Source organism: Streptomyces shenzhenensis (assembly GCF_021462265.1).
GTDB lineage: Bacteria > Actinomycetota > Actinomycetes > Streptomycetales > Streptomycetaceae > Streptomyces > Streptomyces shenzhenensis.
Genome location: NZ_JAJONF010000012.1, coordinates 41,368 through 58,116 on the forward strand (window position 1 = coordinate 41,368; position 16,749 = coordinate 58,116).

Annotated in this window: 20 protein-coding genes; 10 read left to right on the forward strand and 10 right to left on the reverse strand. The window is 73.0% G+C overall.

Annotated features, from left to right (window positions below; genetic code table 11):
• Window positions 1-716: 716 nt before the first annotated feature.
• Together LQ326_RS17770 and LQ326_RS17775 are read left to right on the forward strand one after the other, a co-directional pair.
• Window positions 717-2,006, forward strand: a complete 1,290-nt coding sequence (locus LQ326_RS17770) for an ROK family transcriptional regulator (protein ID WP_234537840.1) — start codon at window positions 717-719, stop codon at window positions 2,004-2,006.
• 81 nt (window positions 2,007-2,087) lie between these two features.
• A complete protein-coding gene (locus tag LQ326_RS17775; RefSeq protein ID WP_234537842.1) occupies window positions 2,088-2,312 on the forward strand; it encodes a hypothetical protein in 225 nt (74 codons plus the stop codon).
• Window positions 2,313-2,459: 147 nt separating this feature from the next.
• Here LQ326_RS17775 and LQ326_RS17780 read toward each other — a convergent pair whose 3' ends face one another.
• The 4 genes from LQ326_RS17780 to LQ326_RS17795 all read right to left on the reverse strand — a co-directional run bounded on the left by LQ326_RS17780 (window position 2,460) and on the right by LQ326_RS17795 (window position 6,570).
• The gene (locus LQ326_RS17780; protein WP_234537845.1) at window positions 2,460-3,488 is read right to left on the reverse strand and encodes an SDR family oxidoreductase; all 1,029 of its coding nucleotides are present in this window, start codon (window positions 3,486-3,488) and stop codon (window positions 2,460-2,462) included.
• A gap of 66 nt (window positions 3,489-3,554) precedes the next feature.
• Window positions 3,555-4,517, reverse strand: coding sequence for an SDR family NAD(P)-dependent oxidoreductase (locus LQ326_RS17785; RefSeq protein WP_234537848.1), 963 nt, complete (start codon window positions 4,515-4,517; stop codon window positions 3,555-3,557).
• Between the two features lie 303 nt (window positions 4,518-4,820).
• Window positions 4,821-5,483: an HAD family hydrolase gene (locus LQ326_RS17790; protein WP_234537851.1), complete on the reverse strand. Its 663-nt coding sequence runs from the start codon at window positions 5,481-5,483 to the stop codon at window positions 4,821-4,823.
• Between the two features lie 49 nt (window positions 5,484-5,532).
• Entirely contained in the window at window positions 5,533-6,570 is a 1,038-nt protein-coding gene (locus tag LQ326_RS17795) for a PHP domain-containing protein (RefSeq protein WP_234537854.1), read from the reverse strand.
• A 67-nt stretch (window positions 6,571-6,637) separates the two neighbouring features.
• Here LQ326_RS17795 and LQ326_RS17800 point away from each other — a divergent pair, with 67 nt between their 5' ends.
• On the forward strand, window positions 6,638-6,895 hold the full coding sequence (locus tag LQ326_RS17800; RefSeq protein ID WP_234537857.1) for a hypothetical protein: 258 nt from the start codon (window positions 6,638-6,640) through the stop codon (window positions 6,893-6,895).
• Between the two features lie 15 nt (window positions 6,896-6,910).
• On the opposite strand, the gene LQ326_RS17805 is transcribed toward LQ326_RS17800, so the two are convergent.
• Together LQ326_RS17805 and LQ326_RS17810 are read right to left on the reverse strand one after the other, a co-directional pair.
• Entirely contained in the window at window positions 6,911-8,152 is a 1,242-nt protein-coding gene (locus LQ326_RS17805; RefSeq protein ID WP_234537859.1) for a glycoside hydrolase family 16 protein, read from the reverse strand.
• A 167-nt stretch (window positions 8,153-8,319) separates the two neighbouring features.
• Window positions 8,320-8,895 (reverse strand): VanZ family protein, encoded by a 576-nt coding sequence (locus LQ326_RS17810; RefSeq protein ID WP_234538165.1) that lies wholly within the window; start codon window positions 8,893-8,895, stop codon window positions 8,320-8,322.
• Window positions 8,896-9,237: 342 nt separating this feature from the next.
• Here LQ326_RS17810 and LQ326_RS17815 point away from each other — a divergent pair, with 342 nt between their 5' ends.
• The 6 genes from LQ326_RS17815 to LQ326_RS17840 are packed head-to-tail and all read left to right on the forward strand — an operon-like array spanning window position 9,238 to window position 12,977.
• Window positions 9,238-9,420: a hypothetical protein gene (locus LQ326_RS17815; protein ID WP_234537862.1), complete on the forward strand. Its 183-nt coding sequence runs from the start codon at window positions 9,238-9,240 to the stop codon at window positions 9,418-9,420.
• Complete coding sequence (locus LQ326_RS17820) at window positions 9,417-9,869, forward strand: MrpF/PhaF family protein (protein ID WP_234537865.1); 453 nt, start codon at window positions 9,417-9,419, stop codon at window positions 9,867-9,869. The genes LQ326_RS17815 and LQ326_RS17820 overlap by 4 nt, the downstream gene beginning before the upstream one ends.
• Window positions 9,862-10,116: a Na(+)/H(+) antiporter subunit B gene (locus LQ326_RS17825; protein WP_234537868.1), complete on the forward strand. Its 255-nt coding sequence runs from the start codon at window positions 9,862-9,864 to the stop codon at window positions 10,114-10,116. Before LQ326_RS17820 ends, LQ326_RS17825 begins: the two co-directional genes overlap by 8 nt.
• Window positions 10,113-10,853 carry an MnhB domain-containing protein gene (locus tag LQ326_RS17830; RefSeq protein WP_234537870.1) on the forward strand — a complete coding sequence of 247 codons (741 nt, stop codon included), beginning with the start codon at window positions 10,113-10,115 and terminating at the stop codon, window positions 10,851-10,853. The genes LQ326_RS17825 and LQ326_RS17830 overlap by 4 nt, the downstream gene beginning before the upstream one ends.
• A 10-nt stretch (window positions 10,854-10,863) precedes the next feature.
• Window positions 10,864-11,211: a sodium:proton antiporter gene (locus LQ326_RS17835; protein WP_234538167.1), complete on the forward strand. Its 348-nt coding sequence runs from the start codon at window positions 10,864-10,866 to the stop codon at window positions 11,209-11,211.
• Window positions 11,211-12,977 (forward strand): complex I subunit 5 family protein, encoded by a 1,767-nt coding sequence (locus LQ326_RS17840; RefSeq protein ID WP_234537873.1) that lies wholly within the window; start codon window positions 11,211-11,213, stop codon window positions 12,975-12,977. The genes LQ326_RS17835 and LQ326_RS17840 overlap by 1 nt, the downstream gene beginning before the upstream one ends.
• A gap of 14 nt (window positions 12,978-12,991) precedes the next feature.
• Here LQ326_RS17840 and LQ326_RS17845 read toward each other — a convergent pair whose 3' ends face one another.
• Both LQ326_RS17845 and LQ326_RS17850 read right to left on the reverse strand, forming a co-directional pair.
• The gene (locus LQ326_RS17845) at window positions 12,992-13,624 is read right to left on the reverse strand and encodes a DUF4230 domain-containing protein (RefSeq protein WP_234538170.1); all 633 of its coding nucleotides are present in this window, start codon (window positions 13,622-13,624) and stop codon (window positions 12,992-12,994) included.
• Between the two features lie 234 nt (window positions 13,625-13,858).
• On the reverse strand, window positions 13,859-14,671 hold the full coding sequence (locus LQ326_RS17850) for a helix-turn-helix transcriptional regulator (RefSeq protein WP_234537876.1): 813 nt from the start codon (window positions 14,669-14,671) through the stop codon (window positions 13,859-13,861).
• Between the two features lie 77 nt (window positions 14,672-14,748).
• Between LQ326_RS17850 and LQ326_RS17855 the strand changes: the two genes are divergently transcribed.
• Complete coding sequence (locus LQ326_RS17855) at window positions 14,749-15,465, forward strand: SDR family NAD(P)-dependent oxidoreductase (RefSeq protein WP_234537879.1); 717 nt, start codon at window positions 14,749-14,751, stop codon at window positions 15,463-15,465.
• A 240-nt stretch (window positions 15,466-15,705) separates the two neighbouring features.
• Here the strand turns inward: LQ326_RS17855 and LQ326_RS17860 are convergent, their stop codons facing one another.
• On the reverse strand, window positions 15,706-16,098 hold the full coding sequence (locus LQ326_RS17860; protein ID WP_234537880.1) for an anti-sigma factor antagonist: 393 nt from the start codon (window positions 16,096-16,098) through the stop codon (window positions 15,706-15,708).
• Between the two features lie 171 nt (window positions 16,099-16,269).
• Entirely contained in the window at window positions 16,270-16,698 is a 429-nt protein-coding gene (locus tag LQ326_RS17865; protein ID WP_234537882.1) for a MarR family winged helix-turn-helix transcriptional regulator, read from the reverse strand.
• Between the last annotated feature and the right edge of the window lie 51 nt (window positions 16,699-16,749).

Here is a 16,749-nt window from a genome sequence, read left to right on the forward strand (position 1 = left end):
CTGTTCCCCCTCCCGTGTCACGTCGAACGCGTTTCCGCGGATCACCCGGGTGCCGGTGGCTGCCTGACCGGGGTCGACCACGGAGGGTTTCCGAACGCCGTGCCCCCGCCGCGGAAACCGAACGCCGGTCCGACGCGCCTTCTGCCGCCGAGGCGCCGAACGCTCGGACGGGGCAGAAGCGTTGGGGCGTTGAACGCGTCAGCGGTGCTGTGCACGGTGACCGGCCTGGGGTTGCTCGCCGCCGCGGTGCACGAGGGCACGGGTGGTACGCCGCCTGCGGCGGCACGGGGTGCGCACCTGGGGATTCGTGGTGGACAACGTGCGCACCGGGGACAGCGACGGGCCGACGCGGGTCGCGGTCAACGCTCGCCTCCACGGACCGCCTGGGCTACCGGGTGGAGTTCTCGCCCCGGCATGCGGCGGCACGTGGTGGGGCCGGTGGTGTTCCTGGCTTTCGGCGCAGGGGTCTTTCTGGGGACGGGGTGTTCATCGCCCTGCGAAACGGCCGCGACCGGGCCGACCTCGGCCGGCCGTGATCGGCTAGGGTCGGCCCCATCGGGGTCGGCCGCAGGGGGAACCCGATGGAACCCCACGGCACGATGCCGCACGGCACCTCCTCCTTAGCTCACAGCGTGAACTAAGGGTTGGGGAAATATCGCTTCCACCCTCCCGAAGGAGTATGTTGCAGGTCGGGCAGGGTTCGTGAAGGGAGCCACATGGCGGGGCGGAACGGGCGCACGGTACGCGACCTCAGGAGGGCCAACCGCACGGCCGTGCTGCAACGGCTCTATTTCGACGGTCCGCTCAGCCGCTTCGAGCTGGGCCCGGCCACGGGCCTGAGCTCCGGCTCGGTGAGCAACGTGGTCGCCGACCTGATCGCCGACGGCCTGGTCGAGGAGGCCGGCAGCGTCGACTCCGACGGCGGCCGCCCCCGCACCCTGCTGCGCGTCGCCCCGCACAGCGGGCACATGATCGGCGTGGACGTCGGCGAGACCCGGGTCCGGGTCGAGCTGTTCGACCTCACCCTCACCGAACTGGCCCGCGTCGAGCGCCCCTTGACGCAGCAGGGCTACGACGTCGACGTGATCGTCGGCCACATCCGGGACGGCATCGACGAGGTCCTCGCCACCGAGGGCGCCTCCCCCGAACTGCTGCTCGGCGTCGGCGTCGGTGTCCCCGGCATCATCGAGCACACCGAGGACCGCGGTGCCGTCGTGCACGGCCAGACCATCGGCTGGGACGCCGTCCCGCTGGAGGAACTGCTCCGCACCGGCTGCCGGCTCCCGGAATCGGTGCGGTACTTCATCGACAACGGCGCCAAGACCCTGGGCCAGGCCGAGATGTGGTTCGGCGCCGGGCGCGGCGCGGACAACGCGGTCGTGGTGCTGTTCGGCTCCGGCGTCGGCGCCTGCCTGGTCACCGCCGAGGTGGAGCGCGGCCGCGCCGTCGAATGGGGACATCTGACCGTCCGGGTGCGCGGCCGCCGCTGCCGCTGCGGCGCGCTCGGCTGCCTGGAGGCCTACGCCGGTGCCGAGTCGCTGCTCGCCCGCTGGCGTGAGGAGGGCGGCCGGCCGGCGGAGGGTCTCGACGAGGAGTCCGCGCTCACCGCGATGCTCGCCGCCGCCTACCCGCCCGAGGGCACCGAGCCCGACCCGGTGGCGCTCGCCGTCCTGGAGGAGACCGCCGAGTACCTGGGCGCCGGCCTCTCCGACCTGATCAACCTCTTCCAGCCCGAGCGGATCCTGATCGGCGGCTGGGCCGGACTCCAGCTCGGCGCTCGCTTCCTGCCCGCCGTACGGCGGTACGCGGCCATGTACGCGCTGCGCCACCCCGCCGAGCGGGTGACCGTCGACCTCGGCCGGCTCGGCCCGGACGCGGTCACCGTCGGTGCGGCGATCCTGCCCCTCGCCGACTTCTTCAGCCGCGGCGGCCGCCGCGCGGAACCGGCGACCGAGGACCGGCTCCCCGCCTGGCGCGCGGCCCTGGAGGAGCGCAGCCCACGCTGACCCCGGGTTTCGGCCGGTGCCGCCGAGGTACTCGCCCGGCGCCCGGAACGAGGCCTCGAAACCACGCGAGGGGAGTACACCGTGGGCGACAAACAGGACGGCAGGCCGGTTCCCCGGGACCTGCCCGACCAGCAGGCCGGGTCCGGCCGGGACCCGTGGGAGGCGGCGGAGAGCCGGCGGGCGCAGGAGGACCGCTGCGACGGCGACCTCCCCGACACCGACGAGGCCGGGACGGGCCCGCGGGGCGCTCCGCGCCGAGGGTCGGCGCACCCCGGGAACCCGGTGCCCGACGAGCCCTCGGCCTGAGTACCGACCTGAGTGGCGTGAGTGGTGCGAGGGCGCCGTGGCCGGGTAACACCGGGTGACCGGACCGGTCTTCGGCCTGAGTCCCGCGTGGCGGCCGCGTGGCGCGAGCGCGCCGAGGCCGCGTGACGCCGGGCCACCGGGGGCGGCTCAGCCGGCCTTGCGGCCGCGCATCGGCTCCGTCGGCGCCCCGGCGCCCTCGCGCATACCCGCGAGGAACTCCTGCAGCACCTCGGTCGAGGTAAGGCTCGGCCGCCAGCCCAGTTCCTCGTGGGCCCGGGCACAGTCCATCAGGGGCAGTCGCAGCACCGCGTCGAAGAGGTGCGGGGAGGCCGGCAGCAGGTGCAGGCCCCAGGCGGCGGCGATCGCCGACCGGGCCGCCGTACGCGGCAGCCGGACCGGGCGCGCGCCGAACAGTTCGCCCAGCACGTCCGCGTCCAGCGGCGGATCGGCGGCCAGGTTGAAGGCGCCCCGCACCTCGGTGGCCAGGGCCAGCCGGAAGGCCTCGGCCGCGTCGTCGGTGTGCAGCGCCTGCACCCGCAGACCCGGCACGTCCGGCAGGAAGTGCAGCAGCTCCGGCCGGGCGAGCGGGCCGGGCAGCAGCCGGCCGCCGAAGATCCGCCGCTGCTCGCTCGCCGACTCCCGCTTGAACAGGAAGGCCGGACGCATCCGCACCACCCGCACCTGCGGGTGGTCGCGCTCGAAGACGTCCAGCGCCCGCTCCAGGTACGCCTTCTCCCGGCAGTAGGCCGCGTCCGGCCAGCCGTGCGTCGGCCAGGACTCGTCCACCGCCCGGTCCTTGGGACCCGGCGCGTACGCGCCGACGGACGAGGCGTGCACCAGCACCGGCACCCCGGCCGCCGCCACCGCCTCGAACACCCGGATGCCGCCGAGCACGTTGGTTTTCCAGGTCCGCGCCGGATCACGCGTCGGCTGGAACGCCCAGGCGAGATGGACCACCGCGTCGGCGCCCGCGAACAGGTCGGCCAGCGGCGCCTGCTCGGAGCCGATGTCGACCTGCGACCACCGCGTCTTCGGCGGTGTCCCGTCGGGTGTCCGCCGGGCCAGTCCCCGGATCGATGCGACCTCCGGGTCCTCGGCCAGCGCGCGCAGCACACTCGTGCCGATGTTTCCGGTGGCTCCCGTGACCACGACGTTGCGGGAGGCTGAGCTGTTCACCTGCGGCTCCTCTCGCCGGCGGTTCCGCCCCGGGTACCCGGACGCGGAGCCGGCACACCGGGTGCCTCAGGCGAACGCGTTCACCCCGGTCAGCTCCGCCGACAGGTCCCACAGCCGGGCGGCCTGCTCCGGGTCCACCGCCCAGGACTTCACGCCGGTCGGCTCGCCCTCCACGGCGGGCTCGGCGATGTCGCAGTCCTCCAGGTACACCCCGCCCAGGCCCGCGAGCTGCGCGGAGGTGGCCGCCCAGGTCTGGGTGGCCGCACCCTGCTCCGGCGTCTTCAGGCCCGCGACCTCCAGCATGTTGCCCTGCTCGTCCATCCAGCCGCGCTCGATCTTCTCCTCGAGGGGGATGTGCCGCTGCAGCGGGGTCATGATGCCGCCGGGGTGCAGGGCGAAGGCCCGTACGCCCGAGTCCTGGCCGAGCCGGTCGAGGTGCACGGCGAACAGCACGTTCGCCGTCTTGGCCTGGCCGTACGCCTGCCACTTGTCGTAGCCGCGGCGCCACTGGACGTCGTCCCAGCGCATCCCGGAGAAGTGGTGGGCGCGCGAGGAGACCGACACGACGCGGGCGCCGCCGGGCTCGACGGCCGGCCAGAGCCGGTTGACCAGGGCGAAGTGCCCGAGGTGGTTGGTGGCGAACTGGGCCTCCCAGCCGGGTCCGACCCGGGTCTCGGGGCACGCCATGATCCCCGCGCTGTCGATCATGAAGTCGACGGTCCGGCCGGAGGCCAGGAACCGCTCCGCGAAGCCGCGCACGCTCTCCAGGTCGCCGAGGTCCAGTTCGTCCACCTCGACCCCGTCCAGGCCGGCCAGCGCCGCACGGGCGGTCTCGGCGCGCCGCGCGGGGACGACGACGCGGGCGCCGGCCTTGGTGAGGGCCCTGGTGGTCTCCAGCCCGATCCCGGAGTAGCCGCCGGTGACGATCGCGAGCCGGCCGTGGAGGTCGAGGCCGGCCAGGACGTCGTCGGCCGTGCTGTCCGCGCCGAACCCGGAACCGATCTTGTGCTGAGGTGTCGTAGTGCTCATGACGTGAACGCTACGAATTGGAGTGCTCTCGAAGTCAAGCGGGCGCCCCGACCGTCGCCGCGGCCGTCCCGGACGGCCCCGAGCAGGGGAAAGCCCCGGTCGCGACGGGGGATTCGCGGCCGGGGCAGCCAGGTGGTGGGCACGGATGGCGGTCGCCTCTCGGCGAACGGCTCCACAGGGCTTCAGCCGGACGATCGTCCCTGTGGGCAAGAGGTGAGGCCCGGGGACACTGTCCCATCCGCACCCACGGCTGGTTCAACGGGCGATCGCCTCTGGCTGTTCCGGCCCGGTGGGTGATGCGCGTCACCCGGCGGCGAAGGGGCTGTCCGCCAGCGAGTCGAGCAGGTCGGCGGGGTCGGCGTAGATCTGCTCGGCGCCGGCCGCCACCAGGTCCGAGCGCGGGATCCCGCCGCACAGCACCCCCACGCAGCGCACCCCGGCCTTGGTGCCCGCCCGCATGTCCCACACCGTGTCCCCGACGAACACGGCCCGGTCCGCCGGCACCCCGGCCAGCTCCAGGGCGTGCTCCACCGGTTCCGGCGCCGGTTTGCCCCGCGTCACGTCGTCGGCGCTCGCGGTGGCGGCGATGGCGTCGTCGGCGTCGATCGCGCGGCGCAGCGCGGCCAGCTCGGGGCCGCTCGCCGAGGTGGCCAGCACCACCCGCCAGCCGTCCCGGTGCAGGCGCCGCAGCAGCTCGCCGGCGCCCGGCAGCGGCGCGAGCCGGTCGAAGAACTGCCCGTACAGCGCGGTGTGCGCGGCGCTCAGTGCGCCGTCCTGGCTCCGGTCGCGGTCCTCGCCCAGCAGATGGGCGATCAGGTCCTCCGAGCCCAGCCCGACGGAGTGGTGCACGGCGTGCATGGTGACCTGGTGACCGGCCTGCCGGAAGGCCTCCCACCAGGTCGTGACGTGCAGGTGGTTGGTGTCGACGAGGGTCCCGTCGACGTCGAACACGGCCGCGCGGTCCATCGCTCGGCGCCCCTTCCTGTCGTAGCGTCCCGGGTGACCGGGTACCGCGTCAGGCGCCGGTCACGCGCGCCGGGATCCGTTCCTCCCGGGTCCAGGCCAGCAGTTCCCCGGCGGACCAGGTGGTGACCACCCGGTCGGCGGGCACCCCGCACTCCTCGGCCCGGGCGCAGCCGAGGATCTGCCAGTCCAGCTGGCCCGGGGCGTGGGCGTCGGTGTCGACGGAGAAGAGCACCCCGGCGTCCACGGCCCGGCGCAGCAGCCGGCGGGGCGGATCGAGGCGCTCCGGGCGGCTGTTGATCTCCACGGCGGTACCCGACTCGGCGCAGGCGGCGAACACCTCGTCCGCGTCGAACTCGGACTCCGGCCGGCCCCGCCCGGTGACCAGACGGCCCGTGCAGTGGCCGAGGACGTCGGCGTGCGGATCGCGGACGGCGGCCACCATGCGCCGGGTCATCGCGCGGGCGTCCATGCGCAGCTTGGAGTGGACCGAGACGACGACCACGTCGAGCCGCTCCAGCAGCTCCGGCTCCTGGTCCAGTGAGCCGTCCTCCAGGATGTCGCACTCGATGCCGGTGAGCAGCCGGAACGGCGTCCAGGAGGCGTTCAGGCGCGCCACCGCCTCCAGCTGCTCGCGCAGCCGTTCCGGGGACAGCCCGCGTGCCACGGTGAGCCTCGGGGAGTGGTCGGTGAGCACCGCCCAGTCGTGGCCGAGGGCGGCCGCGGTGCGGCCCATCTCCTCGATCGGACTGCCGCCGTCGGACCAGTCCGAGTGCAGATGGCAGTCCCCGCGCAGCAGCCCGCGCAGCCCGGACCCGGGGCCGGTGCCGTCTTTGGCTGTGTCTTCCTCAAGTCTGCGCAAATACCGGGGCAAATCTCCGGCCAGCGACTCGTGGACCACCTGGGCCGTCTTCGGGCCCACGCCGCGCAGCGACTGAAGGGTCCCGGCCTGTGCCCGGGCGGCCACCTCGTCGGCGGGCAGGGCCGCCAGGACGCGGGCGGCGGTGCGGAAGGCGCGAACCCGGTACGTGGGCGCCAGCGACCGTTCGAGCAGGAAGGCGATGCGTTCCAGCGCCTCGACGGGATCCATGGCCACCTCCACCCGTCAGGGTGACTCAGGCCGGTCACTTCCGCCCGGGGGATCTACCCTCGATTACATGACCGAGATAGCGAGCCCGCACATCGCCCGGCCGCGGATCCGGGTGCTCGGGGTCATGACCGACAGACCCGGCACCCCGCCTTTCCGGATCGTGGAGATCGACGGTGAAATGGTCTGCCAGGCGCACACCATCACGGACGTGCTGGAGGTCGCCGCGTCCTACGGCATCAAGGTCCACGATCTCGACGACCCGGACGTGGTCTGCTGGGTGGGCGGGGACAAGTTCACCTGGGCGCCCCGCCCGTCGCGCCGCTAGCGGCGAGCGCTGCTCTCAGCCGACCGTCCACTTCTGGTTGGCGCCGCCCGTGCAGGTCCAGATCTGCAGCCGGGTGCCGTTGGCCGAGTTGTTGCCGGTGACGTCCAGGCACTTGTTCGCCTGGGGGTTCACGATGTCGTTCGCCGAGGAGAGCGCCCACTGCTGGGCGGCGGTGCCGTTGCAGTCGTAGAGCTGGACTGTCGTGCCGTCCGCCGTGCCGCCGCTGGTGACGTCCAGGCACTTGCCCAGCGCGCGGATGGTGCCGTCGCCGCCGACCGTCCACTGCTGGGCGGCGGTGCCGTTGCAGTCGTAGAGCTGCACGGGCGTGCCGTTGGCGGAGTTCGCCCCGGCCACGTCCACGCACTTGCCGGCCAGGCCCTTGATCGCGACTCCGGCCGCACTGTCACTGGTCGTCACCGACACCGAGTCCACGACCAGCTGCGCCGGGAAGGACGTCGAGCTGTCCGGGTCGCCCGGCCAGTAGCCGCCCACGGCCAGGTTCAGGATCAGGAAGAAGGGCTTGTTGAACACCCAGGTGTTGCTGCCCACGTCGGCCGGCGTGCGGGTCTCGTAGACGGTGCCGTCGACCGACCACTTGATCGAGTTGGGCGACCAGTCGACCGCGAACGTGTGGAAGGCGTCCGCGAAGGCCTGCCCGTTCGGCAGCGAGTAGGCGGCGCCTATCCCGTTGGCGCCGGAGTAGCCGGGGCCGTGGATGGTGCCGTGCACGGTCGACGGCTCGAAGCCGACGTTCTCCATCACGTCGATCTCGCCCGAGTCGGGCCAGTTGACCGGCGTGCCGAGCATCCAGAAGGCCGGCCACATGCCCTGCCCGCGCGGGATCTTCATGCGGGCCTCGACGTGCCCGTACTGGGCGTTGAACTTCCCGGAGGTGTTCAGCCGGGCCGAGGTGTACTGGCAGGTGCCGTACCAGCACTGGTAGTTGGCGGGGTTCTCCTTCCTGGCCGTGATGACCAGGTGCCCCTGGCCGTCGAGGGCGGCGTTGTTGGTTCCCGAGGTGTAGTACTCACGTTCGTGGTTGTTGACGTTGTCGCCGGTCTCCGTCGTCCACTTCGAGGAGTCGACCGGTGACCCGGCCGCCCCGTCGAAGTTGTCGGAGAAGGTCACGGCGGCCGCGCTCGCGGCGGCGGACGTGGACGCGGACGCGGCCCGCGCGGGCCCGACGGCGGCCGTCGCGACCAAGGCCGCGGACAGCGCGGCCAACAGACATCTGCGGAGCGATCGTGGGGAGGGCACGGCTCTTCCTTCCGTACGGCGGCCGGGCGCGGGGAGGCAGCCGACCGGGGTGGGGGGTGAAGGCGTCGCCTCTTGATTTAAGAAGTGAGATAAGTGGCGCGTCAATACCCTGGTACGGACCGGCGTCCGGAGGACGGGACGGCCTGCCTCCAGGCCGTCCCGCCGGGTCACGCCTTGCGCTTGCGGGCGTGCACCGCCCGGCCGAGCCGCCGGCCCAGCAGCACCCAGCCGACCAGCGCCCCCGTGGTGTTGAGGATGACGTCGTCCACGTCGAACGCCCGGCCGGTGACCAGCGCGCCCTGCGCCAGCTCCACCAGCAGCATCACGATCGCGGTGAGCAGCAGCACCCGCAGCACGCCCCGGGCGCGGGGCGCCAGGACTGGCACGAGGATCCCGAACGGGACGCCGAGCAGGATGTTCCCGCCGACCTGCTTCACGGCGTCACGGAACGCCGGCTGGTCCAGATAGATCCTGAGGGTGGCGCCGGGGTGCAGGTTGGTGTGGGCGATCGACACCGACGCGGGGGAGGGGTCGAGCGTCAGCTTGGCCAGGACGACGGCGAACGCCACCATCGCGGCGAACGCGCACACCATGGCCAGCAGCCGCAACGGGAGGGGCAGCGGGCGGCGCTCGGCACCGCCCGCTTTGGCGGGAGCTTTGGCGGCCTTGCCGGAGGCGGGCTTCCTGCCGGAGCCGCCCTTCTTCGTGGGGGCCGCGGACGCGGTGCCGCGGACCCGGACCATGCGTGCGGCCTTGGCGAACAGCCCGGTGCTCCCGCCGGCGCCCGCGTCCTTTCTCGTCTCCTCTTTCGGTTCGCCCTTGCTGGTGCGCAGGCGCGAGGCGGCGCTGGCCATCCGGTCCTCCACTCGTCAACTTTCCGGCGTGGTAGGGCTGTTACCCCCGAAGCGTGCGGAGATGCCGTCACCTCGACGGCACTGGGGGCCCACCGCTGGTTTCCGTCCCCGCTCCCTGGGCACTCCGGGTGCGTTCCAGCGTGCCGCCGCGCCGGTCGCGGGACGCGGTGCTTGGATACCAGAAGCGGCGAAACGGACATCTCGCTGGGTGGTGGGCTGAGGAGGCGGCGTATGACCAGGCGGACGGCGCTCGCCGCCGCGGCCGAACTGCTGGCCTGGTGGGCCGGACTGGTCCTGCTCTGGCTGGTCTTCATCAGCACCGTCGACACCCTGGAACGGATCGTCGGCGCGAGCGTGGCGGCCGTCGGCGCCCTGCTGGCCCGCGCGGGACGAAGGTCGGTGATCTGGCGGTGAACGGCTGGATCCTGGCGGCGACCGTGCTCCTGACCGCGGGCGGGGGCGCGGCGCTGTGGGGCGTGGCCACCGGCCCGCTCAGCCGGCGCGTGGTCGCGCAGAACCTCTCCACCACGGTGATCTGCCCCAGCCTGCTGCTTCTTGCCCAGGGCTACGGCCGTACCTCCTACGTCGATCTGGCCCTGCTGCTGGCCCTGCTGGGCCCGGTCGGCACCCTTGTCTTCGCCCGCCTGCTCGCCGACGAGCTGACCGGCGACCGGCCCGCCGCCTGGGGGCTGACCTGGACGGCGGCCGGGGTCGGCGCGGCCGTCGTGCTCGTGCTGTGCGCGGTGACCGGGCCGAGCCGGGCGATGGTGAAACTCCTGGTGATCGGAGCCCTGCTGATCAGCGGGAACGTGGTCGCCTCCAGGGCGCTGTCGGGTGGTCTGCGGGGGGTGCGCGATGGCTGACGCGGTGATCGTCGTCGCGCTGCTGCTGACCGCCGCCTCCGCGACCGCGGCCGTGGCGACCCGCGACCCGGCCCGCCAGGCGCTGGTCCTCGCCGTGCTCGGGCTGCTGCTCGGCGTCGTGTTCACCGTGCTCCAGGCCCCCGACGTCGGCCTGTCGCAGCTCGCCGTCGGCTCGGCGCTCACCCCACTGCTGATCATGCTGTCGGTCCGCAAGGTGCGACGGCGCGGAAAGGAGGGCGACAAGTGAGCCGGCGCCTGAGACTCTGGCTCCTCGGTGTCGGCGGCGCGGGACTCGCCGCACTCCTGGTCGCCGCCTGCCTCGACGTGCCCGCCTTCGGCAGGCGCAGCCACCCGTACGGCGAACGCGCGGTGCGCGCCTCCCTGGCCCGGCACACCGCCAACGTCGTCTCCTCCGTCAACTTCGACCAGCGCGCCTACGACACCCTCGGCGAGATGAGCATCCTGTTCGCCGCCGTCCTCGGCTGTGTGGTCCTGCTCCGCCAGGCCGGGGACGAGCACCGGGCCGACCCGCGCCCCGCCGAAGTGGCGCTGCCGGTACGCCGGTACGCCCTCCTGGTCCTGCCCGTCGCCCTGGTCACCGGTCTGTACGTGATCGCGCACGGCCAGCTCAGCCCGGGCGGCGGCTTCCAGGGCGGGGTCGTGGCCGCGACCGCCCTGCACCTGCTGTACCTCGGCGCCGACTACCGCGCCCTGGAACGGGTCCGCCCGACCGGCGTCTTCGAGGTCACCGACTCCCTCGCCGCCTGCTCCTACCTGGTCCTGGGCCTCGCCGGGTTGCTGGCCGGCACCGCCTTCCTCGCCAACACCCTGCTGCCCTACGGCACGTTCAACACGCTGTCCTCCGGCGGACTGGTCCCCCTGCTGAACGCGGCCATCGGCATGGAGGTGGCGAGCGCGGTGGTCGTCCTGCTCGCCGGCTTCCTCGACCAGGCCGTCGAGATCGAGCGAGAGAAGGGAAGCTGAGCCCGACGTGATGAACGTCTTCCCCTATCTGGTCGCCGCCTGGATCTTCCTGACGGGCTGTTATGGCCTGGTCACCAGCCGGAACCTGATCCATGCCGTCGGCTGCCTCGCCGTGTGCCAGGCGTCGACGTACGTCCTGCTGCTCGCGGTCGGCTACCGCGACAACGGAACCGCACCCGTCTTCTCCGACCTCAAGCCGGGTACCCGGCCGCTGGTCGACCCGGTCGTGCAGGCCCTCGCCCTGACCGACGTGGTGGTCGGCGCCACCGTGACCGCGCTGCTGCTGGCGCTGGTCCTGCAGATCGCCAAGAGGCACGGCACGGTCGACCCCGACGAACTGACGGAGCTGCGCGGCTGATGCACCACCTGCTGCCGCTGCTCGTGGCCGTCCCGCTGCTCGGCGCCACCCTGCTGGTGGCCGCCGGCCGCCGACTGCCCCGGCTCGTCGCCGAGAGCCTGGCCTGCGCGGTCTGCGCGGGCACCTGCGTCCTCGCCCTGGTCCTGCTGCTGAACTCCGCTGTGCCGATGACCGAGTGGGCGGGCGGCTGGCCGCCGGTCGGCGCGGAGAGCGTCGGAATCGTGCTCATCGGCGACGGGCCGGCCCTCGGCATGGCCGCCCTGGTCTCCCTGCTGACGCTGGCCGCCCTGGCGTACTCCTGGCGCTACTTCGCCGAGCCACCGCGCGGGCACGCGGGGTCGTACCCGGCACTGATACTGATCTTCCAGGCCGGGATGTGCGGGTTCGCGATCGCGGGCGACCTGTTCAACGCCTTCGTGTTCTTCGAGCTGATGAGCGTCGTCGCCTACGCGCTGACCGGCTACCGCATCGACGAGGCGAAGGCCGTGCAGGGCGCGCTCACCTTCGGTGTGGTCAACTCGCTCGGCGCGTACGGCATGCTGCTGGGCATCGGCCTGCTGTACGCCCGCACCGGCGAACTGGCCATGACGAAGATCGGCCGAGGTCTGGACGCGCACGGCCGCCCCGACGCCCTCGTCCTCGCCGCCTTCGTGCTGGTCCTCACCGCGCTGCTCGTGAAGGCGGCCGCCGCCCCCTTCCACTTCTGGCTCCCCGACGCGCACGCGGTCGCGCCGACCCCGGTCTGCATGCTGCTGTCCGGGGTGATGGTCGAACTCGGCGCCTACGGTGTGTGGCGGGTGTACGGCACGGTGTTCGCCGGACCCGGCGGCATCCCGGCGGCAGACCTGGAGCGGGCACTGGTCGTCCTCGGAGTGTGCACGGCCGGGCTCGGCGCGTTCATGTGCTGGCACCAGCGGCACATCAAGCGGCTGCTCGCCTTCTCCACGATCGCGCACACCGGCCTGTTCCTCGTCGGCCTGGGCGTGCTCACCCCGGAGGGCGACGCCGGAGTCGCCCTGTACCTCCTCGGGCACGCCGGGGTGAAGGCCGCCCTGTTCGCCTGCGCGGGCGTCCTCCTCGACCGGTATGGCACCGTCGACGAACGGGCACTGCACGGCCGGGCCCGTGAACTGCGCACGGTGGGGGTGCTGTTCGGGCTCGGCGGCCTGGCGCTCGCGGGGCTGCCGCCGTTCGGCACCGCGCTCGGCAAGTCGGTCGCCGAGGAGGCGGTGGGCGGCCCGCTGACCGTGCTCTACGTCGTCGTGTCGGCGGTCACGGCGGGTGCCGTACTGCGGGTGACGGCACGGGTCTTCCTGGGCCTCGGGGCCAGGCCGCCCCGGGGCGACGCGTACGAGACCACCGGGTCCGGGGAGGAGCCGGAGACCGAGGGCCGGCTCGGCCGGATCCCGGACACGATGACCGCCGTCCCCGCGGTGCTGCTGGCCGGGGCCCTCGCCGTCGGCGTCGCCCCGGGCCTTCCCCGGGCGCTGGCCCGGGCCCTCGCCCGCGCCGGGGCCGGGCCGGGCGGCGCTCCGGCCGCCGTCCACTGGACGGCGGCCGGAGTCCTGCTGGGCTGTCTCTCCACCCTCCTGGCCCTCGGGCTGGCCGGGCTCGCGGTCGCGCGGCCCGGCCTGCTCGCGGCGAAGGGCTGGGCGCTGCCGGTGCGCCACCTGCAGTCGGGGCACGTCGGCGACTACGTGGCCTGGCTGCTGGTCGGCGCCGCGGCACTGGGCGCGCTGGCCCTGCCCGGGGTGCTGGGCGGCTGATCAGGCGGCGTCGGTCAGATCGTCCCGTAGGACACGTGCACCTCCGTGAAGCCGAGGGAGTGCAGCAGGCCCTCCAGCATGTCGGTGGTGTTGGTCTCGGCCCGGGTGGTCAGTCCGCTGTCCTTGGCCGCGGTGTCGATGTGCTTCACGGCCAGCTTCTGCACCGCCTGCTCGCTGTTGGGGTTGTCGGAGAACAGGTCACCGAGCCGGTCGAGCAGACCGCGCTGCTTGGACACGGCGTAGGAGTGGTCGGGGTCCAGGGTCGCCTTGCCGAGCTGGGCGTGCGGCAGCCGGATGGTGGCCTCGGTGCGGTCGCCGTTGACCGTCACGTCCTTCTGGGCGATCTGACCGAGATCGACATACGCCTCGACGGTCCCCGCCCCGACGTACAGGGTGCGGCTGCCGCGGATCGCGCTGGGCAAGTACTTGGCGTCCTTCTCCAGGTCCACGACGACCTGGAAGTTGCCGGAGGCCGCGTCGTAACGGCTCATGTCCTGGATGGACTTGAGCAGCGCCGGGCCGGTGTTGTCGCGGGTCTCCGTGCCGAACAGGTCCTTGATCCCGGGCAGCACCGCCAGTTTGATCCCGGCGAACAGCACCACGAGCACCAGCACCAACGCGGTGACCAGTTTCGCCCAGCCGGGCATGCGCCGGGGCCGGGCCGTGACGGGAGCCTCCGGTACGGAGCTCGCCTTGCTCTCCTTGGTGGAACTCGCCATGTGACGGTCCTCCTTTCCAACGACACGCATGCCCGCCAAAACCCCTGCCAGACCGTGCTGTCGGCGGATTGAGACACCTGAGGCAGGATTGATACACGCGGTGGCGTGACGCGCCCGGCGGGCTCGCGGGCGGGGCGCCCACCGCCCCGCCCGGAAGGCCGGTCAGGACCGTGCGGCCAGCTCCGCGATCCGGCGCGCCGACGCCGAACCCGGGTCCGCGGTGACGAGGACGACCTCCTGGTCGTCCTCCGGTACCAGCAGGACGTCGCAGTTCAGCCGCAGCCGGCCCAGTTCCGGATGGTCGACGACCTTGGCGCGGTGTCCCGGGGCGTGCACCGGATGGGTGGTCCAGATCCGCCGGAACTCCTCGCTCCCGGCGCGCAACTCGCCCAGCAGAGAGGTGAGACGCGCGTCGGCCGGATAGCGCTCGGCGGCCCGCCGCAGCCGGGCCACCACGATGTGCCCGAACTCCTCGGCGCTGGAGCTCTCGTACATCCGCCCCTGGCCGAGGAAACGCCGGCGTGCCAGGTTGGTCGTGCCGTCTCCCAGGTCGCCGCCGAGCAGCAGCTGGGCGAGGGGGTTCCAGGCCACGAGGCCGTAGGCCGCGTCGGTGACGATCGCCGCGGTGTCGGGCAGCCGCTCCAGCATCCGCGCGACGTGCGGGCGCACCTGCCGGACGGCCAGGGTGCCGGGCGGTGGCGCGGCCGAGCCGGCCAGCCGGAAGAGGTGGCTGCGCTCGGCGGGGGCCAGCCGCAGCGCCCCGGCCAGGGCGTCCAGGACGCGCGGAGAGGGGCGGGGAGCGCGGGCCTGCTCCAGGCGGACGTAGTAGTCGACGGAGATGTGGGCCAGCCCGGCGACCTCCTCGCGGCGCAGCCCGGGGGTACGGCGGTCGGTGCCCGGCGGCAGCCCCACCGACTGCGGGCGCAGCCCCGCCCGGCGCTCGCGCAGGAAGCGGGCCAGTTCCTGCCTCGCCATGCCGTCGTCGCCTCCTCGTTCCGCCTGGTACAGGTGGTCCCTGGCAGGGCGGACGCGGCCGGGGGACCGTGGCTGTCATGAACGATCGCACAGCACTCGTCACCGGTGCCAACAAGGGCATCGGCTTCCACGTCGCCAGGCTGCTGGCCGAGCGGGGTTTCCTCGTCCACGTCGGTTCGCGGGCCGCCGAGCGCGGCGAGCGCGCCGTGGCGGAGATCGGCGGCAACGCTCGGCTCCTCGTACTGGACGTCACGGACCCCGGCAGCGTCGAGCGGGCCGCGGCCCGCGTCGGCCGTCTCGACGTCCTGGTCAACAACGCCGGTGTCCAGCCGGTCACCGGCACCCCCTCCGAGACCGGCGTCGACGGCTTCCGGCAGACGTACGAGGCCAATGTCTTCGGCGTCGCCACGGTCACCAACGCCTTCCTGCCCGCCCTGCGCCGCTCCCCCCACCCGCGCGTCGTGAACGTCTCAAGCGGCACCGCGTCGCTCACCTGGAGTACCCGGCCCAACCCGCAGTTCGCCGAGGGCGTCCCCCGGTCCGCCGCCTACCGCACCTCCAAGGCCGCGCTGAACGCGCTGACCGTCCTGTACGCCCAGGAACTGGCCGACGACGGGATCAAGGTGAACGCCCTCGCCCCGGGGCGGCGGGCGACCGACCTGGTGCCGGGTGCGGCCGCCGGGGGCGGCGACCCGGCCGAGGGCGCGCAGGGTGTCGTACGGCTGGCGCTGCTGCCCGACGACGGCCCCACCGGCGGGTTCTTCTCCTGGGACGGCACACCCGTGCCGTGGTGAGAGCGGCGCGGTCCGCAGCCTGAGCCCGTAGCCCGCCGTGCGAGCCTCTCGTGGCGTGTGACCGGTCACGTCGAGCGCGGCCAGGTCCTCATCAATCCCGCCGCCTCCTCGCGGGGGACGAGGGCGGCCGGGCACCCCGCTCTTCGAGAGCTCGCGGTCCGCGGGGGCGGGCGGACCGTCGGCGCCGGGCGGTACGAGAATCCTGCCGGAGTTCCGCAGGCGACCAGGGTGACAACGGTGTCACAAGGTGCCGGACGTGGCCTCGGGCTGGCCCAGGGCCGCGTCCAGCGTCGTCCTGGGCGGCAGCAGCCGCGACAGCCCGGTCACCTTCAGCACCCGCAGGGTCAGCGGGTGCGCGCAGACCAGCTGGAGCTGTCCGCCGCGCTCCAGCACCCGGCTGCGCGCCCGGTACAGCAGCCGCAGCCCCGAGCAGTCGAAGAACTCGACAGGCAGCAGGTCGATCACCACGCGGGCGTTCGTCTGGCCGGTCACCCGGTCCAGGTGGGGTGCGATCTCCGTGGCCGCGGCGATGTCGATCTCCCCCCGCAGCTCCAGCACCGTGTGGCCGCGGTCCTGATGGATGCGCAGGTGCCGGGAGAGCGGAGCGGGATCCTGCCGGGGTTCCTGGCGCACGACGACATCACCTCCCACCCCTGCCGGTTCAATTCCGTTCCCCGCCTTGCAAGTTACCCTCGATGGAGGGAATTTGAGCATGTTCGATTGACATATGTCTGCTGCTTCGGCCCGCCATTTTCTGTGGCGTGCGCGACAGTCGGGGAACCGGCACGTGAGAGCGCTGCTCTGCTAGGAGAGCGCGTGCCACGCCTTGCTCAGTGCCAGGCGGAACTGTTCCTCCTGGTGTGCGGTGAGTTCGCGGACCATCCGCTCCTCCAGTTCCCGCACCGGGCCGGCGACCCCGGCGAGCAGTTCGCGCCCGGCGTCGGTCAGCAGGATCAGCAGCTCGCGCCGGTTGCGCGGATTGCGCTCCCGCCGGATCAGCCCACGCGCCTCCAGCGACCGTACGAGGTCGGCCATCGACTGGGCGGTCACGAACGAGTCCCGGGCCAACTGGGCCGCCGACAGGCCGTCATGGCGCTCCAGGACGGTCAGGGCCGTGTACTGCAGCGCGGTGATCCCGGCGGGCCTCACCAGCTCGTCCAGGTGTGAGCGCACCACCAGCTCCACCTGCTTGATCATGTACAGCAGTGAGGGGCGTGTCTTTGTACCGACCATGCGTTCACCCTAGACCATTGACAGGAATCCTGTCTGTGGTGAGACTGCGGA

What these genes read in the sequence shown, in the direction of transcription:
- LQ326_RS17800 (WP_234537857.1), top strand. Translation starts at nt 6,638, where the DNA reads ATGACCGAGATAGCGAGCCCGCACATCGCCCGGCCGCGGATCCGGGTG.
- LQ326_RS17815 (WP_234537862.1), top strand. Translation starts at nt 9,238, where the DNA reads ATGACCAGGCGGACGGCGCTCGCCGCCGCGGCCGAACTGCTGGCCTGG.
- LQ326_RS17795 (WP_234537854.1), bottom strand. Translation starts at nt 6,570, where the DNA reads ATGGATCCCGTCGAGGCGCTGGAACGCATCGCCTTCCTGCTCGAACGG.
- LQ326_RS17840 (WP_234537873.1), top strand. Translation starts at nt 11,211, where the DNA reads ATGCACCACCTGCTGCCGCTGCTCGTGGCCGTCCCGCTGCTCGGCGCC.
- LQ326_RS17770 (WP_234537840.1), top strand. Translation starts at nt 717, where the DNA reads ATGGCGGGGCGGAACGGGCGCACGGTACGCGACCTCAGGAGGGCCAAC.
- LQ326_RS17845 (WP_234538170.1), bottom strand. Translation starts at nt 13,624, where the DNA reads ATGCCCGGCTGGGCGAAACTGGTCACCGCGTTGGTGCTGGTGCTCGTG.
- LQ326_RS17835 (WP_234538167.1), top strand. Translation starts at nt 10,864, where the DNA reads ATGAACGTCTTCCCCTATCTGGTCGCCGCCTGGATCTTCCTGACGGGC.
- LQ326_RS17785 (WP_234537848.1), bottom strand. Translation starts at nt 4,517, where the DNA reads ATGAGCACTACGACACCTCAGCACAAGATCGGTTCCGGGTTCGGCGCG.
- LQ326_RS17865 (WP_234537882.1), bottom strand. Translation starts at nt 16,698, where the DNA reads ATGGTCGGTACAAAGACACGCCCCTCACTGCTGTACATGATCAAGCAG.
- LQ326_RS17810 (WP_234538165.1), bottom strand. Translation starts at nt 8,895, where the DNA reads ATGGTCCGGGTCCGCGGCACCGCGTCCGCGGCCCCCACGAAGAAGGGC.
- LQ326_RS17790 (WP_234537851.1), bottom strand. Translation starts at nt 5,483, where the DNA reads ATGGACCGCGCGGCCGTGTTCGACGTCGACGGGACCCTCGTCGACACC.
- LQ326_RS17850 (WP_234537876.1), bottom strand. Translation starts at nt 14,671, where the DNA reads ATGGCGAGGCAGGAACTGGCCCGCTTCCTGCGCGAGCGCCGGGCGGGG.
- LQ326_RS17855 (WP_234537879.1), top strand. Translation starts at nt 14,749, where the DNA reads ATGAACGATCGCACAGCACTCGTCACCGGTGCCAACAAGGGCATCGGC.
- LQ326_RS17825 (WP_234537868.1), top strand. Translation starts at nt 9,862, where the DNA reads ATGGCTGACGCGGTGATCGTCGTCGCGCTGCTGCTGACCGCCGCCTCC.